Origin of the sequence: Saccharopolyspora hattusasensis, from assembly GCF_050972075.1 — a bacterium.
Taxonomy (GTDB): Bacteria; Actinomycetota; Actinomycetes; order Mycobacteriales; family Pseudonocardiaceae; genus Saccharopolyspora; species Saccharopolyspora hattusasensis.
Map to the genome: position 1 here is coordinate 2,320,587 of NZ_JBPCDC010000001.1, position 18,960 is coordinate 2,339,546.

Annotated in this window: 19 protein-coding genes; 7 read left to right on the plus strand and 12 right to left on the minus strand. The window is 70.2% G+C overall.

Features of this window, described 5'->3' with window-relative positions:
- Position 1: 1 nt before the first annotated feature.
- The 5 genes from ACRXBZ_RS10175 to ACRXBZ_RS10195 all read right to left on the minus strand — a co-directional run bounded on the left by ACRXBZ_RS10175 (position 2) and on the right by ACRXBZ_RS10195 (position 3,161).
- On the minus strand, positions 2–406 hold the full coding sequence (locus ACRXBZ_RS10175; RefSeq protein ID WP_433878890.1) for a type II toxin-antitoxin system VapC family toxin: 405 nt from the start codon (positions 404–406) through the stop codon (positions 2–4).
- On the minus strand, positions 399–677 hold the full coding sequence (locus ACRXBZ_RS10180; RefSeq protein WP_433878891.1) for a type II toxin-antitoxin system Phd/YefM family antitoxin: 279 nt from the start codon (positions 675–677) through the stop codon (positions 399–401). Before ACRXBZ_RS10180 ends, ACRXBZ_RS10175 begins: the two co-directional genes overlap by 8 nt.
- 148 nt (positions 678–825) lie before the next feature.
- Positions 826–1,569 (minus strand): ESX secretion-associated protein EspG, encoded by a 744-nt coding sequence (locus ACRXBZ_RS10185; RefSeq protein ID WP_433878892.1) that lies wholly within the window; start codon positions 1,567–1,569, stop codon positions 826–828.
- 122 nt (positions 1,570–1,691) lie between these two features.
- Positions 1,692–2,081 carry a phage holin family protein gene (locus tag ACRXBZ_RS10190; RefSeq protein WP_190822645.1) on the minus strand — a complete coding sequence of 130 codons (390 nt, stop codon included), beginning with the start codon at positions 2,079–2,081 and terminating at the stop codon, positions 1,692–1,694.
- A 114-nt stretch (positions 2,082–2,195) separates the two neighbouring features.
- Positions 2,196–3,161: a Ppx/GppA phosphatase family protein gene (locus ACRXBZ_RS10195; protein WP_433878893.1), complete on the minus strand. Its 966-nt coding sequence runs from the start codon at positions 3,159–3,161 to the stop codon at positions 2,196–2,198.
- A gap of 250 nt (positions 3,162–3,411) precedes the next feature.
- On the opposite strand from ACRXBZ_RS10195, the gene ACRXBZ_RS10200 reads away from it, so the two are divergent.
- Positions 3,412–4,458 carry an LLM class F420-dependent oxidoreductase gene (locus tag ACRXBZ_RS10200; protein ID WP_433878894.1) on the plus strand — a complete coding sequence of 349 codons (1,047 nt, stop codon included), beginning with the start codon at positions 3,412–3,414 and terminating at the stop codon, positions 4,456–4,458.
- A gap of 217 nt (positions 4,459–4,675) precedes the next feature.
- The gene (locus tag ACRXBZ_RS10205) at positions 4,676–5,455 is read left to right on the plus strand and encodes a cupin domain-containing protein (RefSeq protein ID WP_433878895.1); all 780 of its coding nucleotides are present in this window, start codon (positions 4,676–4,678) and stop codon (positions 5,453–5,455) included.
- Here ACRXBZ_RS10205 and ACRXBZ_RS10210 read toward each other — a convergent pair.
- Positions 5,403–5,822 (minus strand): hypothetical protein, encoded by a 420-nt coding sequence (locus tag ACRXBZ_RS10210; RefSeq protein ID WP_433878896.1) that lies wholly within the window; start codon positions 5,820–5,822, stop codon positions 5,403–5,405. The two genes, ACRXBZ_RS10205 and ACRXBZ_RS10210, sit on opposite strands and share 53 nt — an antisense overlap.
- Positions 5,823–6,227: 405 nt before the next feature.
- Between ACRXBZ_RS10210 and ACRXBZ_RS10215 the strand changes: the two genes are divergently transcribed.
- Together ACRXBZ_RS10215 and ACRXBZ_RS10220 are read left to right on the plus strand one after the other, a co-directional pair.
- The gene (locus ACRXBZ_RS10215) at positions 6,228–6,635 is read left to right on the plus strand and encodes a hypothetical protein (protein WP_433878897.1); all 408 of its coding nucleotides are present in this window, start codon (positions 6,228–6,230) and stop codon (positions 6,633–6,635) included.
- 217 nt (positions 6,636–6,852) lie between these two features.
- Positions 6,853–8,352: an amino acid permease gene (locus ACRXBZ_RS10220; RefSeq protein WP_433878898.1), complete on the plus strand. Its 1,500-nt coding sequence runs from the start codon at positions 6,853–6,855 to the stop codon at positions 8,350–8,352.
- A 65-nt stretch (positions 8,353–8,417) separates the two neighbouring features.
- Here the strand turns inward: ACRXBZ_RS10220 and ACRXBZ_RS10225 are convergent, their stop codons facing one another.
- Positions 8,418–8,687, minus strand: coding sequence for a UBP-type zinc finger domain-containing protein (locus ACRXBZ_RS10225; RefSeq protein WP_433878899.1), 270 nt, complete (start codon positions 8,685–8,687; stop codon positions 8,418–8,420).
- A gap of 104 nt (positions 8,688–8,791) precedes the next feature.
- On the opposite strand from ACRXBZ_RS10225, the gene ACRXBZ_RS10230 reads away from it, so the two are divergent.
- Positions 8,792–10,357, plus strand: a complete 1,566-nt coding sequence (locus ACRXBZ_RS10230) for a Na+/H+ antiporter (protein ID WP_168584670.1) — start codon at positions 8,792–8,794, stop codon at positions 10,355–10,357.
- A 307-nt stretch (positions 10,358–10,664) separates the two neighbouring features.
- On the opposite strand, the gene ACRXBZ_RS10235 is transcribed toward ACRXBZ_RS10230, so the two are convergent.
- The gene (locus ACRXBZ_RS10235) at positions 10,665–11,408 is read right to left on the minus strand and encodes an IclR family transcriptional regulator (protein WP_168584671.1); all 744 of its coding nucleotides are present in this window, start codon (positions 11,406–11,408) and stop codon (positions 10,665–10,667) included.
- 219 nt (positions 11,409–11,627) lie between these two features.
- Between ACRXBZ_RS10235 and ACRXBZ_RS10240 the strand changes: the two genes are divergently transcribed.
- Entirely contained in the window at positions 11,628–12,815 is a 1,188-nt protein-coding gene (locus ACRXBZ_RS10240; RefSeq protein ID WP_433878900.1) for an NAD(P)/FAD-dependent oxidoreductase, read from the plus strand.
- A 36-nt stretch (positions 12,816–12,851) separates the two neighbouring features.
- Here ACRXBZ_RS10240 and ACRXBZ_RS10245 read toward each other — a convergent pair whose 3' ends face one another.
- The 4 genes from ACRXBZ_RS10245 to ACRXBZ_RS10260 all read right to left on the minus strand — a co-directional run bounded on the left by ACRXBZ_RS10245 (position 12,852) and on the right by ACRXBZ_RS10260 (position 18,006).
- Entirely contained in the window at positions 12,852–13,481 is a 630-nt protein-coding gene (locus ACRXBZ_RS10245) for a sarcosine oxidase subunit gamma (protein WP_433878901.1), read from the minus strand.
- Positions 13,468–16,302, minus strand: coding sequence for a 2Fe-2S iron-sulfur cluster-binding protein (locus tag ACRXBZ_RS10250; RefSeq protein ID WP_433878902.1), 2,835 nt, complete (start codon positions 16,300–16,302; stop codon positions 13,468–13,470). Before ACRXBZ_RS10250 ends, ACRXBZ_RS10245 begins: the two co-directional genes overlap by 14 nt.
- Positions 16,299–16,565 carry a sarcosine oxidase subunit delta gene (locus ACRXBZ_RS10255; RefSeq protein ID WP_433878903.1) on the minus strand — a complete coding sequence of 89 codons (267 nt, stop codon included), beginning with the start codon at positions 16,563–16,565 and terminating at the stop codon, positions 16,299–16,301. The genes ACRXBZ_RS10250 and ACRXBZ_RS10255 overlap by 4 nt, the downstream gene beginning before the upstream one ends.
- A 217-nt stretch (positions 16,566–16,782) precedes the next feature.
- Positions 16,783–18,006 carry a sarcosine oxidase subunit beta family protein gene (locus ACRXBZ_RS10260; protein WP_433878904.1) on the minus strand — a complete coding sequence of 408 codons (1,224 nt, stop codon included), beginning with the start codon at positions 18,004–18,006 and terminating at the stop codon, positions 16,783–16,785.
- Positions 18,007–18,090: 84 nt separating this feature from the next.
- On the opposite strand from ACRXBZ_RS10260, the gene ACRXBZ_RS10265 reads away from it, so the two are divergent.
- Entirely contained in the window at positions 18,091–18,747 is a 657-nt protein-coding gene (locus ACRXBZ_RS10265) for a GntR family transcriptional regulator (RefSeq protein WP_433878905.1), read from the plus strand.
- Positions 18,748–18,960: the final 213 nt, after the last annotated feature.

The following is an 18,960-nucleotide window of genomic DNA, read 5'->3' on the forward strand; positions in this document are numbered from 1 at the left end:
GTCAGACTGCTACCACGGCGACCATGCTCTCCAGCCCCTTGAAATCATCAGCATTGCGCGTATATAGCGGCAAACCATGCGCTGACGCGATAGCAGCGATCATCAAATCCATCTTGCGCGGACGGGGATTTCGGTTCGCCGCCAACATCAACGCGACCAACGTTCCATAGCGCGCAGCCGCTTCACCATCGAACGGCAGCGGATCGAATCCGAGAATGGCTACCCCCAGCCTCTCCATTCGAGCCGCCCTGTCCAAGGGACCCTTCGCCATCGCTACGCCCTGATGCAGCTCGGCCATCGAGACCGCGGTGAGCTCCGGCTCCACGGGCAGGACAGCAGGATCGAGCAGCTCAAGATCGATGAAAGTGCAGGTGTCCAGCACGCCCGAGTGATGGCGGTCAACCACGGCTGCGCTCCCAGGGGTCATCGTCGCCAACCCGGTCCTCGCTGCCGAAGAACTCGTCGGTTTCCTGCCGCATGCGCGCGTAGTCGACACGAGGTAGCTTCCGAAGCCGCTCGATCAGTTCTTCCGTGGTCAAACGACGCCGACGATGAAGAGGACGCAGCTCCGCAACTTCCACACCATTGCGAGTGATGTGATAAGTCTCCCCCGCCTCCACCGCATCCATCACGCCAGCAGAGTTATTGCGGAACTCCCGCTGCGAAATAATCTTCACGCCGCTAGGGTAGCGCGGCGTAGCACACGGGGCTACGACGCGGCGCCGGGGAGTCCGAAGGTTTCGGGGCCGAAGGCGCCCAGGGCTTCCGGCGTCCACATCGCCGGCGGCGTGGCGATCGGCCGCCGAGAGGAAGGTTCGGACGGGCCTAGCGCGGCCGCGGTTGGGTGCGTTCGCTGGTGTTCGCCCACAGGCTCTCGACGTATTCCTGGAGCGTCCGGCCGAGCAGGTAGGCACCGGCCGGGGCGACCACGGTGAACTTGTCGTCGGGTGTCTCCGGGATCAACGCGGCCCGACCGGTCGGCGCGTGGTGCACCTCGATCTCGGACGGTCCGCTGCGGACCGCGCCGGCCGCCACGCGCAAGCCCACGGAGAGCCTGGCGGCCATCCCATCCGCCCGCCGCATCAGGCCCCCCACGGCTTGCGCGTCCGCCGGGGGAACCTGGCGGCGCTTGAGCTCGTAGGCGAGCCAGTCCACCTGGCGGTCCTCGCGCTTCGCGGCCTCGGCGCGCGCCTCGGCCAGCACCCGGGTGGGCACGGTGACCTCACAGCCCCCGGCCGGTTCGCGGTCCGGCAGGCAGCCCACCAGCGCGGGCCACGGCGCATCGGGGCGAACCTGCTGTGCGGTCACCGACTCGCCCCGCACCAGCACACGCGCCGCATGGTGGTTGCCGACCGCCACGACGGCCCGCAAGTCCGCTTCGCCGGGGTTGCTGACCTGCGCGAATCCGAACACCGATGCGCGGGCCAGGTTCGCGGCCAGTCCGGCCCACCGCTCGTCCCGCGGCCCGGCGGAGGCCGCCTGCGGCTCCGCGATCAGGAACGCCGCGATCTCCGGCCCGACCTCGCTGTCACGCAGCAGGCCGTCGAACTCCCGAAGGCTGCATCGCATCGCCGGCTCCGTGGTTCACCGAGATCCCCTGAAGTCGGAGATCCCCTGTGGTCGGACTTGATCAGCAGGATATCCGGCGCGCCGCCCGGTTCGCTGCGTTTTGGCAGCGGTCCACTCCAACGTCAGCGTTCCTCCACCCGCGGCCTGGTGCGGCGCACGATGCCGGCCAGCGCGCTGCTGACGATCGTGACTATCAGCGCGCCCCAGAACGCCGGCCAGAAGCCGTCGACGTGGAACGGCAGGCGGAGCTCCCCGGCCAGGTAGCTGGTCAGCCAGAACAGCAGCGCGTTGACCACCAGGCCGAACAATCCGAGAGTCAGCAGGTAGAGCAGGCAGCCCAGCGTCTTGGCGATCGGCTTGAGCACCACGTTGACGATGCCGAAGATCACCGACACCGCCAGCAGCGTGAGGATTTTCGCCGTGGTGTCCTCGCCTTCCAGGGTGATCCCGGGCAGCGCGGTGGTGATCCACACCGCCACCATGGTGATCAGGATGTGCAGCAGAAGTGCCACTACGCGTCCCCTCCCTGCGGGTGTCCGCCACGAACATCAGACGCTACCGGCGTCCAGGGGTGCTGCGCTCACAGCGCGGTGCGATCTCCGGGTGATCCCGGGGTGATCTCAGGGTCAGCTGAAGAGCGTGGCCACCAGCTGGAGAGCGTCGCCGTCGGTGTCGTCGTGCGCTTCGGCGAACCGGAAGACCAGGCCTTCGCGCAGCCCCCACGGGCAGATCTCCAGCTCGTCCACGCCGATGGTGCGCAGGATCAGCTCGGCGACGATGGCGCCGGCCAGGATGCGGCGGGCGCGGCTGCGCGACACGCCGGGCAGCGCCGCCCGCTGCTTCTGGTCCAGCTCGGCGAGCTTCGGGATCCAGGGGCGGAGCTTCGCGCGGGACAGCCGGTCGGGGTGGCGGGCCACCTTGCCCGGCGAGCTTTCGGTGAGCACCGCGAGCTGGCGCAGCACCTTGGACAGCGCCACCGGGTGCCCGAGGTCGCGGTCGGCGAAGGTGCGCAGCGAGGACGGGATGGTGCCGCGGACCGCCGCGACGAGCTTGTCGACGTGCCTCGACCGCGGCGGGTCGTCCGGCAAGTACTGCCTGGTCAGCCGGGCCGCGCCGAACGGCAGCGAGACCACGTCGGAGGGCTCGCCGCCGATGCCGGTGGCCACGTCGATGGTGCCGCCGCCGATGTCCACTGTGGTCAGCGTCGGGCCGCAACGGCCATGCCAGCGCCGGGCGGCGTGGTAGGTGACGGCGGCTTCGTCGCGCGGGCTGAGCACGCCGATCCGCTCCCCGGCCGCATCGCTGAGCCGCTGCCGCAGTTCCGCGCCGTTGGCCGCGTCCCGCACCGCCGAGGTGCCGTAAGCGACCAGCGCGTCGGGGCGCTGATCCGCGGCCGCGTGCACGCAGTGCTGCACCGCCCGAACCGCGAACTCGACGCCTGCCTCGGTGACAAGTCCGTCCGCCCCGGTGTGCTCGGCGAGCCTGGTCCGGGCCTTCACGCTCCAGTCGGCGCGCGGCATGCGGGACCGGTCGAGGTCGACGATCTCCAGGCGCGCAGCGGTGGACCCGATGTCCAGCAGAGCCAACTTCATGCCGCGACCACCCGCGCGCCACGCGGCTCGTGGAGCGGCGCGGTGGACTCGATGGACGGCATGTCCCCATTGTCGGGGTCATTTCGACCGAAAATCCCGCTACACCGGGGTTTTCTTGAGATGTGTGTCACAAATTGGGGTCCTAGTGAGACTCCCGGCGACGTTTACCCGGCGGTAACCTCGGGACACTCTCGGCGGCGCGGCCGACGCCCCGGCATCGCCGCTGCCACAGACCGGAAAGGTTCGGCCCATGCGCATCGGGATGCCGCTGAACTACAGCGGAGGTTTCAAGGAGACCGTCGACGACCTGGCCACCTACGAGAAGGCCGGGCTGGACATTGTGTACGTCCCGGAGGCCTACTCGTTCGACGCGGTGAGCCAGATGGGCTTCATCGCCGCCCGCACCGAACGCCTGGAGATCGCCTCCGGCATCCTGCAGATCTACACTCGCACGCCGACGCTGACCGCGATGACCGCGGCGGGCATGGACTTCGTCTCCGACGGCCGCTTCACGCTCGGCATCGGCGCGTCCGGACCGCAGGTCATCGAGGGCTTCCACGGGGTGCCCTACCACGCGCCGCTGGGCCGCACCCGCGAGATCGTCGACATCTGCCGGCAGGTCTGGCGCCGCGAGAAGGTGCAGCACGAGGGCAGGCACTACAGCATCCCGCTGCCCGCCGACCGGGGCACCGGGCTGGGCAAGCCGCTGAAGCTCATCAACCACCCGGTGCGCGACCGGATCCCGATCATGATCGCCGCGATCGGTCCGAAGAACGTCGAGCTGGTCGCCGAGATCGCCGAGTCCTGGGAGCCGATCTTCTACCTGCCGGAGCGGGCGGCCGAGGTGTGGGGCGAGCCGCTGGCGGCTGGCAAGGCGAAGCGCGACGCGTCGCTGCCGCCGCTGGACGTGGTCGCCCAGGCACCGCTGGCCATCGGCGAAGGCCTCGACGACCTGCTGGACTTCGCGCGGCCGTACCTGGCGCTCTACGTCGGCGGGATGGGCGCGAAGGGCAAGAACTTCTACAACAACCTGGCCCGCCGCTACGGCTTCGAGGCGGAGGCCGAGCTGATCCAGGACCTCTACCTCAGCAGCAAGAAGGAGGAGGCCGCCGCGGCGGTTCCCCGCGAGCTGCTGGAGAAGACGTCGCTCGTGGGCCCGGTGGGCCACGTCAAGGAGCGGCTGGCGGCGCTGAAGGAGTCCGGGGTCACGACCCTCAACGTCACGCCGCTGGCGGGCGACGCGGCCGGCCGCGCCAAGCTCATCGAGCAGGTCAAGCAGCTCGCCGCCGACGTCTGATCGGCACGAACGTTGAAGGGCACCTCCGAGCAGCAGTCATCGACAGACTCCCGCCGGCTTTGGCGACTGGAGACCAAGATCAAATTCAGCCGACTGGTTGGTATGCCCGTGATGTGTGTCGCCGCCTCAGTGCCCCATTTGCACTATCAGCTGGTTACGTCGGAGCAACGCGGGTGGTAGATCGCGTCGACCCAACCAATCAGGAGAGACTGTCGGGGTGACTGGATCGACGCTGCTGCACCTGTTGCCGCTGAACACGTTCCACGCCGACCGCGATTCCCCGATCCGCGCCGCGAGCCTCGACACCGAGGGGTTCGTGCACTGCTCCCCGGACTTGCGCACGACGCTCGCCGTGGCGAACACCCTCTACCGCGACGAGACCGAACCGATGATCGCGCTGGAGCTGGACCCGGCGAAGCTGTCCGCGCCGGTGCGATGGGAGGCGGCGAACCCGACGCCTCCCGAAGGCGTGCCGGCGGACGCGCTGTTCCCGCACGTGTACGGGCCGCTGGAGCGGGAATCGGTGATCGGCGTCCGCTACGCGCGGCGCGATGTCGCGGGCCGGTTCCTGAGCTTGGAGACGCGCAGCCGCACCGCCGAGGAGTTCGACCTGCTGCCGCATCCGGAGGGCGGCTGGTACCGGCGGACCTGGGCCAGCCCGGCCGGGATCGAGCACAACGGTGGCCTGCGGCCGACCGCCACGATGATCTACTTCCTGCTCCCGCCCGGACAGCAATCCGCATGGCACACCGTCGCTTCCGACGAGCTGTGGCTGTGGCACCGGGGCGGGCCGCTGACGCTTTCGCTAGGCGGGGACGGGCCGAACCCGGTCGCCGAACCCGAGCAGGTGGTGCTCGGCGCGGGTGCCGGTCAGGCGCCGCAGGCGGTCGTCCCGGCCGGCACCTGGCAGCGCGCGTACGCGGCGGCGACCGTGGAAACGCTGGTCAGCTGCGTAGTTTCGCCCGGTTTCGACTTCGCCGACTTCCGCGTCCGGTAGGCCGGTCGAACGAGTGCCGGGGTCCGGGGCGGCGCATCGCGCCCGGCCCACCGGCCGCCGCCATGCGCCGGGCCGGCATCCGCACCGCGTTTCCGGCGGAGCAGCGGGCGAGCAACGCCGTGACCACGGTGAAGAGCACCGGAACGTTGCGCCGGATTCGCGGGCGCGCACCGAGAACGGCGCGCTGCTGCCGGTATTCGGCGACGAGCCTGCTGGTTTCGCGATGTCGGCCGTGCACGGATTCGCGGCGCGGCACGCCGGACCCGAGCATCCTCCGCTCCACCCAGGACATCGCGATCAACATTCCGATGATCGCCCCGATGCCGACCGTGGCCGCCAATGCGAACCCAGCCAGTGAATTGATCACCGGCACCACCCCCCCGAAACGCAGCGGACCACCACTTCCGCGCGACTTTTGCCGTCGGCGCGAACCGGCACCGCACCAATGCCGGTTTCGCTGTGGCCCTGGGGATTCACCGTAATTCGTGACTCTCATGACCGCCGGGCGCTAACGGCGCTGCTCGCCCGAACAGGTGAAAAGTGATCAGATCAGGTTGCGCCGTGCTGTGATCGGGCGTACTGGTCTTGATCGGGCAAACCGCGCTGATCCGCAGCTACCATCGGATTCGGTCCGACCACTTCCGGCACGCAACCGCGTGACCCGGCGCATGCCCGGGCAACCCGCCGCGAACGGCGCGCGTGTTCCGCAGAGGTCCGGTGCTCGCAACCGGAATCGTCGACGGACCGCGATTTCAGGGGAGGTTGTCGGGCCGTGAGGGGTTACGCCGTCCATCTGCTGTTCCATCTGCTGGCGATCGCAGCCGGCGCCGCCTGCGGGGTCGCGGGCTGGCTGTGGTGGTTCGGCGGTGACCCGAGCAGCCTGCGGCTGGCGATCGGCGCGCTGGTCGTCGGGATCATCGTGCTGGTGTTGGAAGCCCTCTACATCCGCGCCGAGCAGCCGCCCGCGCCGCCGCGTTCCCGACCGCGGCCGCAACAGCCGCAACGGCCTCGCGAACGCACCCGACCCGATCTCGAACCCGTGGCGGCACCGTCGTCGGACACCTTGCTCCAGCCGTCCCCCGACGCCGGCAAGGCCATCGACCAGGAGACCAAGACCTCGGCGCTCGACGCGCTCAACGAGCTCGGGAGGAGCACCAACCCGCCGGGCCGCCAGAACTGATCGCTCGGCGAGCTGGCGTCTACAGCAGCCGTCGGCGGCAGCCCCGGACCGGCCCGCAGCGCCCGCGCCGCCGCGGCCGTGCTGATCACGGCCGCCCCACGGAGCGCCGCGCCGCCTTGCCCGGAGTGATTTGAGACACAATCCTGTCCTAAGGTACGCGGATGCAGCGCGAGCGGGCCAACAGGCCCACCGTGGCACTCGGGTGGGGAGGTCACTCATGTCAATCATGCGTGTCAAATCGGTCGAACAGTCCATCCGCGATGCCGAAGCCCCGGAATTCCGCCTGCGCCGCGTGCTGCGCGCGGTGGACCTGCTGGGCATTGGCATCGGCGCGATCATCGGCACCGGCATCTTCGTGCTCACCGGCGTGGCCGCGGCCACCGACGCCGGGCCGGGCATCGCGATCTCGTTCGTCTTCTCCGGCATCGCGTGCGGTCTGGCGGCGCTGTGCTACGCCGAGTTCGCCTCGGTCGTGCCGGTGGCCGGCTCGGCGTACACGTTCTCCTACGCGTCGATGGGCGAGTTCCTGGCCTGGATCATCGGCTGGGACCTGATGCTGGAGTTCGTCGTCGGCGCTTCCACGGTGTCGGTGGGCTGGTCACGATACTTCGTCGCGGCGCTCAACTCGATCGGACTGGGGCTGCCCGAGGCGCTCACCGCCGCCCCGGGAGCCGGGGGCGTGGTGAACCTCCCCGGCGCGATCATCGCGCTGATCCTGACCGGGGTCCTGGTGGTCGGCATCCGGCTGAGTGCTTCGGTGACCAACGTGGTCGTGGCGATCAAGCTCGCCGTGGTGCTGTTCTTCATCATCTTCGGCGCGTTCTTCATCAAGGCCGCCAACTGGAGCCCGTTCATCCCACCGCACCAGCCCGCGGCGCCCGGTGCCGCCGGGGCGGCGCTGGAGGAACCGCTGGTCAACGCGATCTTCGGGCAGACCGGCTCGTTCGGGCTCAGCGGCCTGGTGGCGGGTGCCGCGCTCGTGTTCTTCGCCTACATCGGCTTCGACATCGTCGCCAGCGGCGCGGAGGAGACCCGCCGGCCGCAGCGCGACATGCCGATCGGCATCCTCGGCTCGCTGGCCATCTGCTCGATCCTGTACGTGCTGGTGTCCCTGGTGATGACCGGCATCGTCAAGTACGACCAGCTGGACACCGCGGCGCCGATGGCCACCGCGTTCCAGGCGATCGGCGCGTCGTGGGCGGCCGGGCTGGTCTCGCTGGGCGCGATCGCCGGGCTGACCACGGTGATCCTCATCCTGATGCTGGGTCAGGCCCGGGTCGGCTTCGCGATGAGCCGGGACGGCCTGCTGCCGGTGTGGTTCGCCAAGGTGCACCCGAGGTTCCGCACGCCTTACCGGATCACGGTGATCACCGGGATCGTCGTGGCGGCCGTCGCCTCGCTGACGCCGATCAACGTGCTCGCCGAGATGACCAACATCGGCACCCTGTTCGCGTTCGTCCTGGTGTCCATCGGCGTCCTGGTGCTGCGCCGCACCCGGCCGGACCTGCCGCGGGCCTTCCGGGTGCCGTGGGTGCCGGTGGTCCCGATCCTGGCTGCGGCCGCCTGCCTGTACCTGATGCTGAACCTCGTCGGCTGGACCTGGATCCGGTTCGGCATCTGGATGCTGATCGGTTTGGTCGTCTACTTCATGTACAGCAGGAAGAACAGCAGGCTCGGCAAGAGCGAGACCGTCGGGGAGGGCGCCGACGAGGCCTGAGTCTCGTGAGTGGTCGTTCCGGTTCAAGACCGGTTCTTCCCGGAACGACCACTCACGAGCCCGGCTCACCCGAGCTGTTCGTCCAGGTAGCACCAGCTCCAGGACTCGCCCGGTTCGAAGGAGCGGATGACCGGGTGGGCGGTCTGGTGGAAGTGGGCCGTGGCGTGCCGGTTCGGGCTGGAGTCGCAGCACCCCACGTGCCCGCACTGCGTGCAGACCCGCAGGTGCGCCCACACGTGCAGGCCGGCCGCGAGGCAGTCCTCGCAGCCGTCCTCGCGACTGGGCACAGGCTTGCGGTCGGCCGCGGCCTGCAAGTGCGCACAACTGCCGGACATTCGGAACCTCCAGGTGGTGAGCGCGCGGTCTGAGGCTCGAACGACAATGTGCTTTCGAACGTAACCATCGGCTGCGGCATCCGCAGACGTTGACCGGAGAGAGCATGCACGACCTACCCGCGTTGATGGCCCTGCTCGCCGGGGCGCTCGCCGTGACCGCCCTCGCCCGCCGGATCGGGTTCTCCGCGCCGCTGGCGCTCGTCGTGGTGGGCCTGGCCGTGTCGTCCATACCCGGCGTGCCGGACTACACCATCGATCCGAACGTGGTGCTGCTGCTGATCTTGCCGCCGCTGCTGTACTCGGCCGCGCTGAACAGCTCCACCATCGGGATTCGCGCCAACCTGCGGCCGATCGGGCTGCTCGCGTTCGGGTTGGTGCTGTTCAGCACGGCCGTCGCCGGGGTGATCGCCTGGTGGCTGGTGCCGGGCATGCCGCTGAGCGTGGCGCTGGTGCTCGGCGCGGTCATCGCGCCGCCGGACGCGGTCGCGGCCACCTCGATCGGCCGCCGGCTGGGGCTGCCGCGCAAGATCATGACGGTGCTAAGCGGCGAGAGCCTGGTCAACGACGCCACCGCGCTGACCGCCTACCGGGTGGCCGTGGCCGCCGCGATCGGCACCGGCTATTCCCTGCTGACCGGGGTCGGCATGTTCCTGCTGGCCGCGGTCGGCGGCGTGGTGATCGGCTACGTCATCGGCTGGGTGGTGCACCGGGTCCGGCGGCTGCTGCGCGACGACATGCTGGAAAGCGCGGTAGGACTGATCGTGCCGTTCTTCGCCTACCTGCTCGCCGAGGAGGTGCACGCCTCCGGGGTGCTGGCCGTCGTGGTGGCCGGGCTGTACCTGGGGCATCGCTCGCCGTCCGGCAGCGCCGCGACGCGGCTGCAGGACCGGGCGGTGTGGAACGCGGCGGACACGCTGCTCGAAGCGGTCGTGTTCGCGTTGATCGGCCTGCAGCTGCGCAGCGTCGCGGAGAGCGTGTCGACCGACTTCGGGCCGCTCGTCGCCGCCGGGCTCGCGCTCACCGCCGGGGTGGTGCTCGCGCGCGGCGCATGGGTTTTCCTGGTGATGTACCTGCCGGAACTGCTCCGCCGCCGCAGCCCGGACTGGCGGCTCAAGGTGATCGTGTCGTGGGCGGGGATGCGGGGCGTGGTGTCGTTGGCCGCCGCCTCCGCGATCCCCACGGTGACGCTGACCGGTGCGCCGTTCCCGCACCGCGACGAGGTCCTGTTCCTGACGTTCTTCGTGACGCTGGCGACGCTGCTGCTGCACGGCACGACGCTTCCCTGGCTCATCGGCTTCTTCGGGGTGCGGGGCACCGAGGACTACACCGACGCGCTCGCCGAGGCCGAAGCCCAGCACAACGCGGCCCGCGCCGGGCGGGAGCGGCTCGACGAACTCACCGCGGAAGCCGAGCCGCCCGGCGACGTCGCGGAGCGCCTGCGCCGCTCTGCGCAGCAGCGCAGCAACCAGGCGTGGGAGCGGCTGGGCCGGTCGGCCGACGAAGTCGGCGAGAGCCCGACTGCGGCGTACCGCCGCCTGCGGGGCGAGATGCTGGCCGCGGAGCGGGCGGTCTTCGTCCAGTTCCGCGACAACCGCCGCATCGACGACGAGGTCCTGCGCCGCGTCATGCACCAGCTCGACCTAGAAGAACTCTGGCTCTCCCGCGAGTAAAACGAATATCCGGCTCATTTTGCGTGGCGGCGCGGGTAGCGGAACCTCAGCCGAACCGGCACGTGGGCACTTCCCGGTTCGGGCCACGCCGCTAAGGCCTGTTTCGAAAGTGGTTTGCGTAGGGGTGCGGGTAGCGGAACCTCAGAGGCCTTCTCGCTGCGGGATCCCCGACATCATGAATGCCAATTCACCACGTCGGGGACTGGCCTCGCCGAGAGCCCTTCGGCGGGCACAGCCCCTGAGACCCCGCGGCGGTGCCAGTTGAGTCCCACACCGCAAGCGGCTGCCGCCGCTTATAAAACACGTCCTAGGCCAGAAAGCCGAGTTGGGACGAGAGTTCCTTGGCGGCGATGCGCATCGCGCCCACGACTTCGCGCATGCGCTTGCGGGAGAAGCGGTAGGACGGGCCCGAGGCGCTGAGCGCGGCGATCACATCGCCCTCGTGGTTGTAGACCGCGACCGCCGCGGCATTGAGCCCGAGCTCCAATTCCTCGTAGCTCGTCGCATAGCCGTCGCGGGCGATCAGCTCGAAGTCCTTGCGCAACTCGCCGGCATTGGTGACAGTTCGCGTTGTGTACCGCTCCAGCGGCCTGACGAGAAGTTCCTCCTGGTCCTCCTGCGGCGCGTACGCCAGCAGCACCTTGCCGCTGGACGTCGCGTGCAGCGGGGTGCGCTGCCCGACCCAGTTGTGCGCCGTTACGGCGGCGGTGCCGCGGGCCTGGCTGATGTTGATGGCGACGTCGTTGTCCCGGATCGCGATGTTGACCGTCTCGCCCAGGTCCGCGGCGAGCGACTCGCAGAACGGACGGCCCAGCCTCGGCAGGTCCATTCGCTCGGTCGCCGCCCCGGCCAGCCGCACGATGCCGAAGCCGATCGCGTACTTGCCGCGCTCCCCCAACTGCTCCACCAAGCCTCGTGCTTCCAGCACGCTCACCAGCCGGGAGGCCGTCGACTTGTGCACTCCCAGCTCCCCGGCGATCTCGGTGATACCGGCTTCTCCGTTGCGCGCCAGCAGTTCCAAGACGGTCACAGCCCGATCGACGGACTGCACAAGAGCGCCAGAACTCCTTCCGCGTGACTCAGCTGCGCTACCCACCGGTCAACCGTATCCGTTCGAGGTGCACATATCGGAACCATCCGTTGTCCCTCTTGACGTTGTCGCAACAAAAGGGTCAGATTTGTTGCACATGCTACGCGGTGTTCCTCATTGTGCAACGGAGGTTGGCTTGTTGTCATTCATCGGGGCCACCGCACCGGCCGCGGTCGAGGCATGAACACGGTCGCAGTCGTCGGCTCGTCGGTGGCGGGCTGGCGCGCCGCGCAGGAGCTGCGCGAACAGGGCTTCGACGGGCGGCTGGTGATCATCGGGGCGGAACCGCACCGCCCGTACGACAGGCCGCCGCTGTCCAAGGAGTTCCTGGCCGGGAAGCTGCAGCTGGAGGAGCTCGCGCTGGGCAGCGAGCAGGAGGAAGCCGACCTCGCCGCGGAGTGGCGGTTGGGGGTTCCGGCGGCGCGGCTGGACACCAGGCGCGGCGCGGTGGTGCTCGCCGACGGCAGCGAGGTCCGCGCCGACGGCGTCGTGCTGGCCACCGGGTCGGCCCGCCTGAGCCTGCCGGGCACCGCGGAAGCCCCCGGCTGCCACCGGCTGCGGACCGTCGACGACGCGTTGGCGCTGCGCGGCGATATCCGCGCCGGGGCGCGGGTTGTGGTCGTCGGTGGCGGGCTCATCGGCACCGAGATCGCCTCGACCTGCCGATCCCTGGGCGCCGAGGTGACACTCGTCGACGCCCAGCACCTGCCGCTGGCGCGCACCCTGGGCATCGAGCTGGCGCCGCTTTGCTTCGCGCAGCACGAGGATTACGGGGTGCGGGTGCGGTGCGGGACGCCCGCAACGCGCGTTCTCGCGGAGGGCCGGGTCACCGGCGTGGAGCTCGCCGATGGCCGGGTTATCCCGGCCGATGCGGTGGTCGTCGAGGTCGGCGCCGAGCCCGCCACCCGTTGGCTGCGCGGCTCCGGGCTGAAGCTCCGCGACGGCGTCGTGACCGACTCCGGGTGCGCGACCTCGCTGCCGAACGTGGTGGCGGTGGGCGACATCGCCCGGTACCAGCCGGTGCACTGGTCGCGCACCGTGCGCAGCGACCACTGGTCGACGGCGATGAACCAGCCGCCGGTCGCGGTGCGCAACCTGCTCGCCGGGCAGACCGTCGACACCTACGCGGGAGTGCCGCACTTCTGGTCGCGGCAGTACGATTCGACGCTGCAGTTCGCCGGCTACGCCGGGCCGAAGGACCGGATCACGGTGGTGGACGGCTCGTTGAAGGCCCGCCGCTTCGTCGCGACCTACCAGCGCGGCGGCCGGACGATCGCGGTGTTCGCGATGAACAGCCTCAAGCAGTTCGCGGTCCACCGCCGCCGCCTCGTCGCGTCCCTGTCGGCGCCGGTCCTGTCGCGCCGCTGATCCGCCGCGGTCAGCTCTTGAGGAACGCGCTCACCGTCAGGGCGCGGCGAACTCCCGCATGGCGTCGAGGAGCAAGTCCGCCAGGTAGTCGGCGAAGGAACCGCGGACGAGGATCCGGTAGGTGGGTTCCGGGTCGAGTTGCCAGAGGATCGCTTGGGTTCGGCCGAGGAGGGTCTGGGCGCAGCGGCCCGGAGTGAAGGCGCGCGGGTGCAGGTCCAGCGAGCAGATCTTCTCCAGGACCTCGCGGGCCGCCGGGCCGGAGAGGCGCAACGTCGTCCGGTTCGCCGACACGTCCACTGTGGATCCCAAGGAGTCCGACAGGGCGCTTCGGACCGAGCCGACCAGCCGGTCCGCGTGGCCGTCCGGGGCGACCAGGAGCCATTCGTCCGGGCCGAGCCACAGCGCCGCGCCGTTCTCGTCGCCCGAGACCAGGTTCGGTTCCTGATGCGGGAGCGCCAGGTCCAGGGCGTGCTCGATGCGCGCCACCGCCGGGCTGCCCGGGTGCACCCGCAGGTTCACCTGGGTCAGGAACGTCTCTTCGGCCAGCCGGACACCGAGCGGACCGCCGGCGCCGTGCGCGGCGAGCTCCGCCGCGCGGTCGGCCAGCGGGCTGCGGCGCAGGGACAGGGCACCGACCCGGGAGTGGGCGGGGCTAGCGACCGTCACGGCGGGCTCCTTCCACGTCGTAGAACACCGGTTGGGTCACCTCGACCGGGATCGACCGGCCGTCTACCGGCACGTGCAGCACCTCGCCGATGCGCTGCTGTCCGTTGCGCACCAACGCCATCGCGAACGTCCGGTCCAGGATCGCGCTGCGGTAGCTGGAGGTGACGTGCCCGAGCATCGGCACCGGCGGCTCCAGCGGGATGCCGGGCTCCACCAGGTGCGCGCCCTCCGGCAGCAGCTCCGCCGGGTCCACCGGCAGCAGCCCGACCAGCTGCTTGCGGTCGGCGCGCGCGGTGTCGGGGCGGGCGAACGAGCGCTTGCCGACGAAGTCCTTGCGCTTCGAAACCACCCAGTCCATGCCCAGGTCGTGCGGGGTCACGGTGCCGTCGGTGTCCTGCCCGACGATCACGAACCCCTTCTCGGCCCGCAGCACGTGCATGGTTTCGGTGCCGTAGGGCGTGATGCCGAAGTCCTGGCCGGCCTCGTGCACCGCCTCCCACACCGCCATGCCGTACCAGGCGGCCGCATTGATCTCGAAGGCCAGCTCGCCGGAGAACGAGATGCGGGAGATCCTGGCCGGAATCCCGTTGCCCAGCACGGTTTCCCGGAACTCCATGAACGGGAAGGCCTCGGCCGAGACGTCCAGGTCCGGTGCCACGCGGCCCACCACTTCGCGGGAGTCCGGCCCGACCACCGCCACCGCGGCCCACTGCTCGGTCACTGAGGTGCAGTGCACCGCCAGGTGCGGCCACTCCGTTTGCAGCCACTCCTCCAGCCACTCCAGCACCGCCGCCGCGTTGCCGGTCGTGGTGCTCATCAGGTAGCGGTCCTCGGCCAGCCGCATCGACACACCGTCGTCGAGGACCATCCCGTCGGCCCTGCACATGACGCCGTAGCGGGCCTTGCCGACCGGGAGCTTGGCGAAGGCGTTGGTGTAGATCCGGTTCAGGAACTCCGGTGCGTCCGGGCCGACGATCTCGATCTTGCCGAGCGTGGTGGCGTCCTGCATCGCCACCCCGGTGCGCGCCGCCAGGCATTCGCGGCGCACCGCGGCGGCCATGTCCTCGCCCGGGCGCGGGTAGTACCAGGGCCGCTTCCACTGGCCGACGTTCTCGAACTCCGCGCCGTGCGCGACGTGCCAGGAGTGCATCGGCGTGGTCCGCACCGGGTCGTGCAACCGGCCCCGGTCGCGCCCGGCCAGCAGCGCGAACGACACCGGCGTGTAGGGCGGCCGGAACGTCGTGGTGCCAACCGCACCCGGCGATTCGGCCAGCAGCGCGGCGGCGATGACGCCGATGGCGTTGACCGCGGCGGTCTTGCCCTGGTCGCTGCCGGTGCTGATGGTGGTGTAGCGCTTGACGTGTTCGACCGAGCGCATCCCCGCGCCGACCGCGCGCCACACGTCGGCGACCGTGGAATCCCGTTGCAGGTCAACGAAGTGATCTGTCCACTGTGCCGGGTCACCGGACTCCGCAGGGACCAGCCACAGCGGGCGCGGCTGGGCGACCGGCCGGTCGCCGGTCACCGGCGGCACGGGCGGCGCGGCGACCCGGAAGCCGCTCGCGGTCGCCGCCTCGGCCCCGGCCGCCAAGCCCTGGGCGAGGCATCCGGCCAGGTCGTAGGTGCCGCGGGCGGCCCCGATCACCTTGGGCAGCCCCGTTTTCTGCACCGGCACGAACGCGGACACCAGCTGGTCCCAGCGCACCTCGCCGCCGGCCTGGCTGAACAGGTGCACGGCGGGGCTCCAGCCGCCGCAGACCGCCAGCAGGTCGCAGTCGACGTCCACCGGCGTGCCGGTGAGCAGCCCCTCGTCGTCGATCCCGGCGATCCGCGCGGACGACACCCGCCGGTCCCCCGCCGTGCCGATGACGGCCGAGCCGGTGAACACCTGCGCGCCCAGCGAGCGGGCTTGCTCGACGAGCCGCTGCGGCGGTTGCGGCCGGGTGTCGACGACGGCGCGGACGTGCCCACCTGCGGCGGCCAGGTCGAGGGCGGTCAGGTAGGCGCTGTCGGAGGTGGTGACCACGACGGCCGCCCGGCCCGGCAGCACCGCGAAGCGCTTGAGGTAGCTGCGAACCGCCGAGGCGAGCATGATGCCGGGCCGATCGTTGTCGGCGAATACCATCGGCCGCTCGTGCGCGCCGGTGGCCAGCACGACCCGCTGGGCGCGCACGTGCCACAGCCGCTTGCGGTCGCCCCGGTTCTCGGCGACGAGCAGGTAGTTGTGGTCGTAGTGGCCCACGGCGGTGGCGCGGGTCAGCACCCGCACCTCCGGTGAGTCGACGAATTCCCTTGCCGCGCGCGAGATCCACTCGCTCGCGGGACGGCCGTCGATGAGCTCGCCGCCGTCGAGCAGCGACCCGCCGAGCTCGCGGCCCTGCTCGACCAGCACCACCCGCGCGCCGCCGCGCCCGGCGGCGAGCGCGGCGGCGATCCCGGCGGGCCCGGCACCGACCACGACGACGTCGGCGTGCACGTACTTCTTGTCGTGGACCGCGGAATCCGGCGCGTCGCTGAGCCAGCCGACGCCGGAAAGGCTCGCGACCTGCAAGCCGTCGTAGAGCTCCAGCTGCGTGGCGGGCACCAGCGGCTCCGGCCTGCCACCCAGCACCTGCACGAGCGCGTTCGGTTCGGTGCAGTCGGCCGTGACGATGCCGCGCGGCCGGTCCCGGTAGATCGACGGGCCGACCTCGATCCGGCCGCTGGCCAGCAGCGCGGAGGCGAGCGTGTCGCCGGGGTGCCCGGTGAGTTCGATGCCGTCGAAGGTGAACCGCAGCGTTCGGGTCCGGTCGATGCGACCGCCCGTGCCGAGGCGTGTCATGGCGCCACCTTTCCGGCGGTCTCGGGGTGGATCTCGTTGGTCGCGGTGTCGCGGACGACGTTGAACCAGCGCCGGCAGCCAGCGGTGTGCGACCAGCGCTCGTGGAACAACCCGCGCGGGTTGTCGCGCAGGAACAGGTACCCGGCCCAGTCGGCGTCCCCCATGTCGTCCGGGTTGTCCGGGTAGTCGACGTGGGCCTGGCCGCCGTAGTGGAACTCCGTCTCATCCCGATCCCCGCACCAGGGGCAATGGATCAGCAGCATCAGGGACTCCAAACCTGATCAAGATCTTTGGGTCCGCAATTTCCATTGAAATCGAAGATCCGATTTCAATGGAACTTGCGGAAAACTGGGGACCGGGCGACCTCCTCTGTGGGCGACCTCCTCTGTGGGCGACCTCCTCAGTGGGCGACCTCCTCAGTGGGCGACCTCCTCAGTGGGCGACCTCCTCAGTGGGCGACCTCCTCAGTGGGCGACCTCCTCAGTGGGCGACGGCGGCTGCGCCGTGTTCGTCGATCAGGGCTCCGGTGGTGAACCGGTCGAGTCCGTAGGGCTCGTTGAGCGGGTGCGGACGGCCGGTGGCGATGGTGTGCGCGTACACCCAGCCCACGCCGGGAGTCGCCTTGAAACCGCCGGTCCCCCAGCCGCAGTTGAGGAAGAGGTTTTCGTACGGGGTCGGCCCGATGATCGGCGACGCGTCCGGCGTGACGTCCACGGTGCCCGCCCAGGTCCGGATCACATGCGCCTGCGCGAAGATCGGGAACAGCTCCAGCGCCGCGGCCATCTGGCGTTCGATCACGTGTACCGAGCCGCGCTGGCCGTAGCCATTGTAGGTGTCGATGCCCGCGCCCAGCACCAGTTCGCCCTTGTGCGCCTGGCTGCAGTAGACGTGCACGTGGTTGGACATCACCACGCACGGGTGGATCGGCTCCAGCAGCTCCGACACCAGGGCCTGCAGCGGATGGCTCTGCAACGGCAGCCGAAGCCCGAGCGTGTCGGTCAGCAGCGTCGTCCGCCCCGCCGCCGCGAGCGCCACCCGCCCCGCGCCGATGGGTCCGAGCGAGGTCTGCACCCCGGTCACCCGGTCGCCGTCGGTCCCGAATCCCGTTACCTCGCAGCCCTGGACGAGGTCCACACCCATCTCGTCGGCCTTGCGCGCGAACGCCCACGCCACGTGGTCGTGCTTGGCGATCCCGCCGCGCCGCTGCAGCGTCGCGCCCAGCACCGGGTACCGGATGTCGTCGGAGAGGTTCAGGATCGGGCAGAGCTCCGCGATCCCGGCCGGCTCCACCCATTCCGCGTCGACCCCGTTGAGCTGGTTGGCGAACACCCGCCGCCGGGAGTCCCGGACCTCCTGCTCGGTGTGCGCGAGGTTGAGCACGCCCCGCTGGCTGAACAGGAAGTCGTACTCCAGCTCGGCGGGCAACTGCTCCCACAGGTCCAGCGCGTGGTTGTAGAGCGCCGCGCTCTCGTCGAAGAGGTAGTTGGAGCGGATGATCGTGGTGTTGCGGGCCATGTTGCCGCCGGCCAGCCAGCCGCGTTCGAGCACCGCGACGTCGCGGATGCCGTGGTTGCGCGCCAGGTAGTAGGCCGTCGCCAGACCGTGGCCGCCGGAGCCGACGATCACCACCTCGTAATGGCGCTTTGGTTCCGGACTGCGCCACAGCCGCGGCGGCGGCTGCGGCAGGACGGGAAGTGGGGCCATGCCAGCCTCCGGGACGCCCGGGAAAATCTAGGGTAGAAGTTCGACGACAACTGGTATATCAGTCTTTCGGGTAGGCTACGAGACGTGTCCGCAGCCGTCAATTCCCGATCCGGCGACAGCCCGCCCCAGGCTGAGCGCGCGTACCTGACCCTGCGCGACCTGATCCTGACTTTGGAGCTGCCGCCCGGCGCACCGGTACGGGAGGAGCCGCTGATCACCGAACTCGGCATCGGCCGCACCCCCTTCCGGGAGGCCGTCAAGCGACTGGAGGCCGAGTCGCTGGTGGCGATCTACCCGCGCCGCGGCAGCTTCGTCACCGAGGTCAACATCACCGATCACGCCCTGATCGCCGATGTGCGGCGCCGCCTGGAGGGCCACGCCGCCCGGCGCGCCGCGGAGCGCGCCACCGACGCCGAGCGGGCCGAGCTCGACGAGCTGCGGGCACTGGTCGAGGACCTCGGCGGCGAGCAGGCGGCGATCATGGACGTCGACTCGCGGGTGCACCGCACGATCTACCGCTGCACCCACAACCGCTACCTCGAAGGCACCCTTAACCAGTACTACAACCTGGCGCTGCGGATCTGGCACCTGTTCTTCGACCGGCTGCCGAAGGTCTCCGATCACGTCGGGGAGCACGCCGAGCTACTCAAGGCGCTCATCGCCGCCGACGCCGACCGCGCCGACCGCATCGCGGTCGCGCACGTCGACCACTTCGAGCGGGCCATCCGCCAGTTGATCTGAGCCGAACCCCCTTTGCCCGCAACGAGATCCGGTTGATCCTTTCGGGCCCGCCGTCCCCCGGACGGCATCTTCGGCAAACACGCTACGTCGCCAATCGACCACTCCGCGCCGCGGTCGGCCCCACGTCGAAATTGACTCGCGCGTGTCCTTGACGCGGCCCCGGGACGAAGTGCACTGTTGCGTTTAACGCAGAGAGTTGTCGTAGGCGCAACA